This window comes from Camelimonas sp. FR25 (assembly GCF_059740505.1).
In genome coordinates this window covers 103761-112320 of record NZ_JCAWFG010000035.1, presented here as the reverse complement: position 1 = coordinate 112320, position 8560 = coordinate 103761, and the positions used below count along the sequence as shown (strand labels likewise).

The 8560-nt window shown below is 68.2% G+C and carries 5 protein-coding genes; all 5 read right to left on the bottom strand.

Annotation, left to right across the window (positions count from 1 at the left end; translation table 11 throughout):
• Positions 1-769 (bottom strand): SDR family NAD(P)-dependent oxidoreductase (locus AC6A67_RS04570; RefSeq protein ID WP_498035359.1); only part of this gene is annotated, 769 nt, incomplete at its 3' end.
• A gap of 192 nt (positions 770-961) precedes the next feature.
• Positions 962-4276, bottom strand: coding sequence for an error-prone DNA polymerase (locus AC6A67_RS04565; RefSeq protein ID WP_498035358.1), 3315 nt, complete (start codon positions 4274-4276; stop codon positions 962-964).
• Complete coding sequence (locus AC6A67_RS04560; protein ID WP_498035357.1) at positions 4273-5784, bottom strand: Y-family DNA polymerase; 1512 nt, start codon at positions 5782-5784, stop codon at positions 4273-4275. Before AC6A67_RS04560 ends, AC6A67_RS04565 begins: the two co-directional genes overlap by 4 nt.
• A 28-nt stretch (positions 5785-5812) precedes the next feature.
• On the bottom strand, positions 5813-6808 hold the full coding sequence (locus AC6A67_RS04555) for an ImuA family protein (protein ID WP_498035356.1): 996 nt from the start codon (positions 6806-6808) through the stop codon (positions 5813-5815).
• Positions 6809-7359: 551 nt separating this feature from the next.
• Positions 7360-8481, bottom strand: coding sequence for a bifunctional DNA-binding transcriptional regulator/O6-methylguanine-DNA methyltransferase Ada (gene ada / locus AC6A67_RS04550; protein WP_498035355.1), 1122 nt, complete (start codon positions 8479-8481; stop codon positions 7360-7362).
• Positions 8482-8560 lie beyond the last annotated feature (79 nt).

Below are 8560 nucleotides of genomic sequence, written 5' to 3'. Positions count from 1 at the left end.
TCGTGCCGCCGTCGACCACAATGTTGCCGCCGGTCATGAAGCTGGCCGCAGGCGAACACAGCAATAGCGCCGCTCCCTTGATTTCTTCAGGTGAACCGAGCCGGCCCAACATGACTGCCTTGGCAAAGGCCGAGGCGTCTCCTTCCAGCAGCCGCCCTGAGCCGAAACCTGTGCGGAAAGGACCGGGTGAGATGGCGTTGATCATGATCCTGTCCTGGGACAATTCCATCGCGCACTGGCGCACCAGGTTCAGCAGGGCGGCCTTTGACGCGGCATAGGCGTAGCCACACATCGGCTCGGCCCGCATGCCAGCAACCGAGGCGATCACCACGATCCGCCCATATTGGCGCTGACGCATATGGGCCGCGGCGCTGCGGATCGCCTCGAAGGTGGCGGTGAGATTTGTGTCCAGCACGCGCGCCCATCGCCCTGCATCGACGTCATGGAGGCCTCCCCCGGCAAGCGGTCCTGGCCCGGCGGACAGGCCAGCGTTGGCGACCAGGATGTCGAGCCGTCCGTGACGTGCAGCGACCGCGTCAATTGAGGCGCGCAGGGCGGTGGATCCGGTGACGTCAACGACAGTCGCCTCAGCTCGATAGCCCTGGCCGAGCAGCGCCGCTACGGCGTTCTCGGTTGCAATGGGGTTGCTGTCGGCGATGACGACATGGGCGCCATGCTCTGCCAGCACTTCGGCCATGGCGAAGCCAAGCCCGTTGGCGCCGCCGGTGATATAGGCGGTCTGTCCAGTGAGATCGAACATCGACTGCATGTGCCTGCCCCTGAGCTGCCCCAGCTTGCGTGGCTAATGGCGTGAAGTTTGTGTCGCAACCGGCTGCGCTCAATTGTGTAAGGCGCTCCTGCGCGGAATCTCGGCATGGCGCCGGCGGGGACGGCAGCCAGAGGCGGGTGCTCTGCCGACTGTCTGTAACGGAGCGTGGGCTCCAGCCGATGCCGACCGCGCTCAATGGAAATCGCGCGACCGTGCCAGCACCCGGACCAGACGTGGATGGCTGGGCGTCGCTGGCGGCGGCGTTGCTGTGCGCTGGTCGTCAGACAGGCGGCGCAGCAGGGGCGATCGGTCGGTGATGGTCTGCGCCATCAGATGCACAACGCCGCCGTCGCCACGCTCCACCCGACCGGCGATCTGCATGAGACGCGCGGCCATGACCTCCTTGCGGAACTGGCTAAAGACGCGCGTCCACAGCACCGCGTTGACGACGCCGGTTTCGTCCTCAAGCGTAATGAAAATGGCGTTACCCTTGCCGGGCCGTTGCCGGACCAGTACGACCCCCGCCACCTGCCCCCACGCGCCGCTGCGCCCCGCATTGAACTGCTGACAGGTCAACACGCCCTCCTGGCGCAAGATCGGTCGCAACACCTGCATCGGATGCGCCTTCAGCGACAGGCCCGTGGTCTGATAATCAATCGCCACATGCTCACCAAGTGGCATGGGCGGCAGATGTTGGCGCCGCTCCGCCGCCAGATCATGCACGCTGGCCTGCTGAAACAGGGGCAGCGGCGCTGCGTCGGGCAGCCGCCTGGTCGCCCACAGGGCCTCGCGACGCGACAGGCCAAGGGAGCGGCAGGCATCCGCTTCAGCCAGCAACTGAAAGGCGGTGCGGGGGATCTGCGCCTTGGCGGCCAGGCTTTCCAGGTCGTTGCCGGCGCCGGTGCGCGCCGCAACAAGTTCATCGGCCCATGTCTCGCGAAAGCCCTGGATCTGGCGGAAGCCAAGGCGTAGCGCGAGGCCCGCGTCACCGCGACCTTCCTTTGCGGCGTCATCAGCCTTGCCGGTGCGCTCAAGCGTGTTGTCCCATTGGCTGAAGCACACGTCGACCGGCAGGATGCGCACGCTATCATCGCTGGCGCTGCGGATAATCTGCGCAGGCGCGTAGAAGCCCATCGGCTGGCTGTTCAGCAGGGCGGAGGCGAAGGCCGCCGGGTAATAGTGTTTGAGCCAGGCTGACACATAGACCAGCAGGGCGAAGGCCGCCGCGTGGCTCTCCGGGAAACCATAAGAGCCGAAGCCCCTGATCTGGGCGAAGCAACGCCGGGCGAAGTCTGCGTCATACCCCCGTTCGATCATCCGGTTGACCATGCGGTCTTCATAGCGGTGCAACGTGCCGTCACCGCGAAATGTGCCCATGGCCTTGCGCAGGCCATTGGCCTCGGCGCCGGTGAATTCGGCCGCGACCATGGCCAGTTGCATGGCCTGTTCCTGAAACAGCGGCACCCCTTTGGTGCGACCAAGCACCTTCTGCAGTTCATCGGCCGGATGCGGCGGGGCCGGTGAGGGAAACTCGGGTTGTTCGAGCCCGGCGCGGCGACGCAGATAAGGGTGCACCATCTCGCCCTGGATCGGCCCTGGCCGCACGATGGCCACCTGGATCACCAGATCATAAAATTCCTTCGGCTTCAGACGTGGCAGCATGTTGATCTGCGCCCGGCTTTCGACCTGAAACACGCCAATCGACTCGCCGCGTTGCAGCATGGCGTAAACCTCGTGGCGCTGGTCGAGGCCAACAGACGCCAGATCAAGGGCGCGCCCCACATGCTGTTTGATAAGCGTGAACGCCTTGCGGATGCAGGTGAGCATGCCCAGGGCCAGCACATCGACCTTGAGCAGACGCAGGGCGTCGATATCGTCCTTGTCCCATTCGATGAAGGTGCGGCCCGGCATGGCGGCGTTGCCGATGGGCACAAGGTCATCCAGCCGGTCGCGGGTGAGGATGAAGCCGCCGACATGCTGCGACAGATGGCGCGGGAAGCCGATCAGCCGGCCGGCCAGCGCCACGGCCCGCCGGATATCCGGATTGGTCGGGTCGAGCCCCGCCTGCACGATATGGCTGTCGGGAATGTCCCTGCCAAAACTGCCCCACTGGCTGCCTGCGATGCGGGCGGTGATGTCTTCGGTCAGGCCCAGCGCCTTGCCAACGTCGCGGATGGCGCTGCGTGGCCGGTAGCGGATGACGGTGGCGGCGATGCCAGCCCGGTGGCGGCCATAGCGTTCATAGATGTACTGGATGATCTCCTCGCGCCGTTCATGCTCAAAATCCACGTCGATGTCTGGCGGCTCGCCGCGGTCGGCGGAAATGAAGCGGGCGAACAGCAATTCATGCTTGTCCGGATCAACGCTGGTGACGCCCAGCACAAAGCACACGGCGGAATTGGCCGCAGAGCCACGCCCCTGGCACAGGATGCCCCGGCGGCGCGCTTCTTCCACGATGTCATGTACGGTAAGGAAATAGGGAGCAAAGCCAAGCTGGGCGATGAGCTTCAGCTCATCATGCAGCAGACGTTGCAGCTTCTGCGATGGTCCGGCGGGATATAGCGCCGCCGCCCGTCGCCAGGTGAGCTCCGTCAGCCAGCCCTGCGCGTCATAGCCTGTCGGAACCGGCTCGTCGGGATATTGATAGGCGATCTCCGACAGGTCGAAGCTGATGCCGCCGATAAAACGCCGGGTGGCGTCGATGGCTTCCGGCGCATCCTCAAACAGGCGCGCCATCTCGCGTGGCAGCTTGAGCCAGCGCTCGGCGTTGACCTCAAGCCGGCGGCCGGCGGCGGCGATGGTCGTCTTCTCCCGGATGCAGGTCAGAACATCCTGCAGGTCACGCTGGGCCGGCCCATGATACAGCACGTCATTGACTGCGATGAGGGGGGCGCTGGCCGCCTGCGCCATGGCCCTGAGCCTGGCAAGGCGGCGGCGATCGTCGCCGCGGCGCAGCATGGTGGCGGCGAGCCACACGGCCTGTGGCGCGACCTCCTGGAGACGGCGCAGGGGGCGCTCCACTTCCGCCAGACGGCGGGGCGGCATGATGATGAACTGCAGGTCGTCAGGCGTGGCGAGCAGATCGTCGAACGTCAGGTCGCACTGGCCCTTTCTGGTCCGGCGCGCCCCAAGGGTGAGCAGGCGGGTCAGCCGGCTCCAGCCCGCCAGATTGCGTGGATAGGCCAGAACGTCGGGCGCGCCATCGCTGAACGCCAGCCGGGCGCCGCAGGCCAGCCGGAAGCTGCCGGCGCGGCGGCGGATCTCCTCAGCCAGCATCCGGTCGTGGGGATATTCCTCCGGAGGCGTCGCGCGCAGGTCGCGCAGGGCGCTCCATGCCCGCACCACGCCGGCCAGCGTGTTACGGTCGGCCAGCCCCATGCCGCAATGGCCTTGCAGCAGCGCCGTCAACACCAGCTCGCGCGGGTGCGAGGCGCCGCGCAGAAACGAGAAATTGCTGGTGGTCGCCAACTCAGCATAAGCGACATTGTCCTGATCGCCGGTATTCATGCGAACAGCCCGTGGATGAACCAGCAGGGCGGGGTGGCGCCGCCATAGATTCCCTCGCGGAATAGCCAGAAACGCCGGCCTGAGCTGTCCTCCACCCGGTAATAGTCGCGATCCGGCAGGTCGGGCGTCCGCCACCATTCGGCGGCGATGCGCTCAGGGCCCTCGGCTGCGGCCACATCATGCATGGCGCGGCGCCAGCGAAAGCGCAGCGGATGGCCATCTGGCGCTTCCGCCACCGCCTCCACCGGCTGCGGCAGGCGAAACATGTGCAGCGGCCTGAGCGGTGGGTCTTCCAGCGCCGGTTCGCGCCAGCCAGGGGTGTCCGCAAGGGCGTCAGGCCTGCCTTGGGCGACCACCAGCTGCGCCGAGCGATCCGGCAGATGCGAGCCACAGGGGCGTAGCCCCAGAACCGATGGCGCGCCAAGCCGCGCGGTGAGACGGTCTGTGAGCCGGTCAAGATCAGCCTGGGCCAGATCATGGAACTTTGCCGGCGCAATATCTTCAGACAGCGCCTGTTGCGCCGCCGCGAGCGGGGCCATGTCTGTGACGGAGATCCTGATCTGGTCAAAGCCGAAGCCGGGGTCGAGCGGATCATCCAGGGCGTTGAGCTTCTCACGCAACAGCATGATCACTGTCCCAGGGTCGCGGCCAGGGCTGCTGAGCCGGACAGCGATGCGACGCTGCTGCCCGTCAGTGCGGTAGAACGTGGCTTCAAAGCAAAGGCCGCCTATGCCCTGGCTCTCCAACTGTCGCGCCAGTTGGTGCAGGAGCTGCCGTAACAGCGTCTCAATATGCCCGGTGCTGGCTACAGGTTCATGCAGCACCCGCTCCGCCATGCAGGGCGGGGGCGGCCGCACGGGGGTAATGCGTGAATCCTCGACGCCGGTGAGCCGGGCGATCCGCGTCGGGAAATCGCCGCCAAACCGGCTGGCGAGGCTGATGCTGTCGCGATCCATCACGTCGCCGACCTGCTTCAGACCGGCGCGCAGCAGGGTGGTCAGATCGCGCTCCGGCAGCTCCAGGGCGGCGACCGGCAGTGCGGCGATGGCCTTGCGCTCACCGCCTCCCGGGACGATCAGCGGCGCGCCCCGGGCGGCGGCGGAGAAACGGGCGAGGGCGCGGGCCGCCTGGGGCGCGCCCGCCAGGGCGCAGCAGACATGCAGGCCAGCGGCGCGGGCGCGCTGGCGCACCCGGGCCGCCATGGGCGCCTCGCCCCCCCACAGATGGGCGCAGCCGGTGATGTCGAGCACCAGCCCATGGGGAGCGTCGGGCGACAGCAAGGGGGTAAAGCGCTCGAAATCGTCGCGCAGGCGGTTCAGGAACGCCACATCCAGATCAGCTTGCTCCGGAACCGCATCGATATGTGGCAGGCGCGCCCGGGCGTCGGCCAGCGCCATGCCAGGCGCAAGGCCGGCGGCCTGCGCCTCCGGAGAGACCGCCGCAAGTCGCATGGCGCCCTTGATGGTGGTGATGGTGACCAGCAACAGGTCAGGTGCAGACGCTGGCATGGCGCCGGCGGCGCCGCTCCCCGCGGCTTCAGGCGACGTTGCGCCCGGCGGGCAGGTGGACGCCGTGGCCCGGGACGCGCAGGGGGAGAATGGCGGCGCCGGGCGTTGCATGCGGCGCAACCGGTCGGTTGGCAGGAACGGGAACCACAGCGCCAGATAGCGGCGGCGGCTGGCGGAAAGCACGTTGCGCACGATCCCACTCCAGTGTCCAGATTGCAGGGGCTGCGCCGCCACGGTGGCGCAGCAGGGTGATGGCGTAGGCAGGTTGTCCCGGCGCGCCGCCTTCCAGCGGGCGCGATGGGGCCGATTGCACGGACCAGCGGCTCCAGGCGGCGCCTGGGGTCGGTCGGGCGGCGATGCGGGCGCACAATATGGCGACGCCGCTGCGTCCCGCCGCCAGCGCAAGCCGGCGGCTGGCGGTGAGATCAAGGGCCTGGGCTGGTCCCCACAGGCTGGCGATCACCGCGCCGACCGCCGGATGACGGGCGGCCTCTTCCGTCGCAGCCAGCAATTCCTGGGCGTTGCGGGCCCGCACCAGCAACAGATGCTCCGGCGCAAGCCCCATGTCGGACAGCCCCTCGCCATGGGGACGTCCTAACTCCCGCCCCACCATGTCGTGGAACACCCAGACCACTGGCCGGCCCGCGGCGAGGCGAATGGCGTGCCCGGCGGCAAAGCCATGGGTGGCGGGCCCGTCAGCCTCGCTGGCGGCGAACATGTCGTGCAGCGCGCCAGGCTGCAGCCAGGCTGGATGCCCGTCGCGCTCCAGCGCCGCCTGCTGGATGTCCTCCGCCGCCTCCCCTTGCGCAGCCGGCCGCCGCCCTCCTGAGGGGGCCACCGTCGCGCCCGGACCATGCGCCGCATGGGCGGCAGGGCCGCTGGCCAGCGGATCTGGTCGGGCGGGCGAGCGCCGGGCGGCGTAGCGTGTCGCCAGCTCCGCCTTCAGTTGCGCCAGCGCCGCCTGCCTGTCCGTTGGCGTGACCCTGGCGGCTGGCGCGTCGCCACCCGATGCAACGACGCCCAATCCATCATCGCCTGGCTTGTGGGCTGGCTGGCGGCCCGGCTCGTCTCCTGGCCGCCAGTCTCTTGCCCCGTCACCGGCTGACGACCACGCCAGCATCGCCGTCCCGCTACCTCCGGCGACAACGGCGCGCGACGCTGGCGCCAGCCGCTGATCGGGTGATCGCGTGGCCGCGCAACAGGCATTGTCCGTTCTGCTGTGGCCTGCCGGATCCCGCCCGGGCGCACGCGGCTGCAACAGGGGAAACCACTGTTGTTTCAGTCGTTTGCCATAAGCGGGGCGGCCAGGAATGTTCTTCATTTGTTCTTTATAGCGCTCTCCGCTGGCCCTGAGTCAAGCGAAAGAGTCGATCGCTGCCGACGACAATCATGAGTCGGCGAAGAATCCCGCAGAAACGCGACACATCCCCGGCGCGCTCCTGGGGATGGATGTGGAGAAAAGGGGGCATGCGGCGCTCCACAACGGCCAGGAGCCGTTCCTGCGCCGCCACTGCGCCGTTTCCGAGGCGTGTGTGGCGAGGGCTGGCTGCTGAACGATCCAGGCCCTTCCTCGCCTCAGCGCGACTGCGCCGCTTCCGCCTCGCGAGCCAGTAGCGTCTGCTTGCGCGCCACGCCCCAGCGATAGCCAGAGACGTCGCCATCAGTGCGGATCACCCGGTGGCAGGGCACGGCCACCGCCAGCGGATTGGCGGCGCAGGCGCGGGCGACAGCGCGCATGGCGCGCGGCTGGCCGATGCTGTTGGCGATATCGGCGTAGCTGGCGGTGGCGCCAGCCGGGATCTGCTGCAGCGCCCGCCACACCCGCTGCTGGAACGCGGTGCCGCGCAGATCCAGAGGCAGATCAACCGGCGTCGCAGGGCTTTCAACCAGCGCGATCACCTGGGCGACCAGCTGGTCAAAAGCCGCGTCGTCACCCGTCAGGCGGGCGTGGGGGAAACGGTCCTGGAAAGCCTCCACCAGCGCCTGCGGCCCATCGCCGAGGGTGATGCTGCACACCCCGCGCTCGCTCGCCGCCACCAGCACGGCGCCAAGCGTCGATTGCGCGATGCAGAAACGGATATGCTCATTGGCGCCGCCCGTGCGGAAGGCTGTCGCCGTCATGCCCAGCATGCCGGCGCTCTTCTCGTAGAACCGGCTGGAGGAGCTGAAGCCCGCGTCATAGATCGCCGTGGTGATGTCGCCCGAACCCGTCGCCAGCAATTCGCGCATGCGCTTGCCCTGCAGGCCATTGCGCCAGGCGGCGGGCGTCACGCCTGTCACCGTCCGGAAGCAGCGGTGGAAGGCGAAGGCGCTCATGCCGACAGCCTGGGCCAGCTGGGCGGTGGTCAGCGGCGTTTCGCTGGCGGCGATCAGCCGGCAGGCTTTGGCGATGATCGCTGCATGGCGCTCAGCCAGCGAAGGTCCGTCTGGCTGGCAGCGCCGGCACGGCCGGAAGCCAGCCGCTTCCGCCATGGGACCGTCGGCGAAGAAGCCGACATGCTCGCGCCGGGCGTGGCGGGACGGGCAGGAAGGCCGGCAATACACGCCGGTGGTCCGCACGGCGTAAACAAAGGCGCCGTCCTGGGCGGCGTCACGGGCGAGCACCGCCGCCCAGCGCGGATCATCTTCAGCGGCAGGCGTCATGTCGGGCTGGAGGGGCAGGGGCAGGGACTGGGGCAGGGGCTGGGCGGAGGTCATGGCGCATACCTTTGTCGCGACATCCTGATCGAGGATGCGATCGCCGTCCAATCTGCCGCCCCCACGCGCATGACGCACT

Excerpts from the sequence above, each read along its gene's own strand:
- AC6A67_RS04565 (WP_498035358.1), bottom strand. The coding sequence starts at position 4,276 with ATGAATACCGGCGATCAGGACAATGTCGCTTATGCTGAGTTGGCGACC.
- ada (WP_498035355.1), bottom strand. The coding sequence starts at position 8,481 with ATGACCTCCGCCCAGCCCCTGCCCCAGTCCCTGCCCCTGCCCCTCCAG.
- AC6A67_RS04560 (WP_498035357.1), bottom strand. The coding sequence starts at position 5,784 with ATGCCAGCGTCTGCACCTGACCTGTTGCTGGTCACCATCACCACCATC.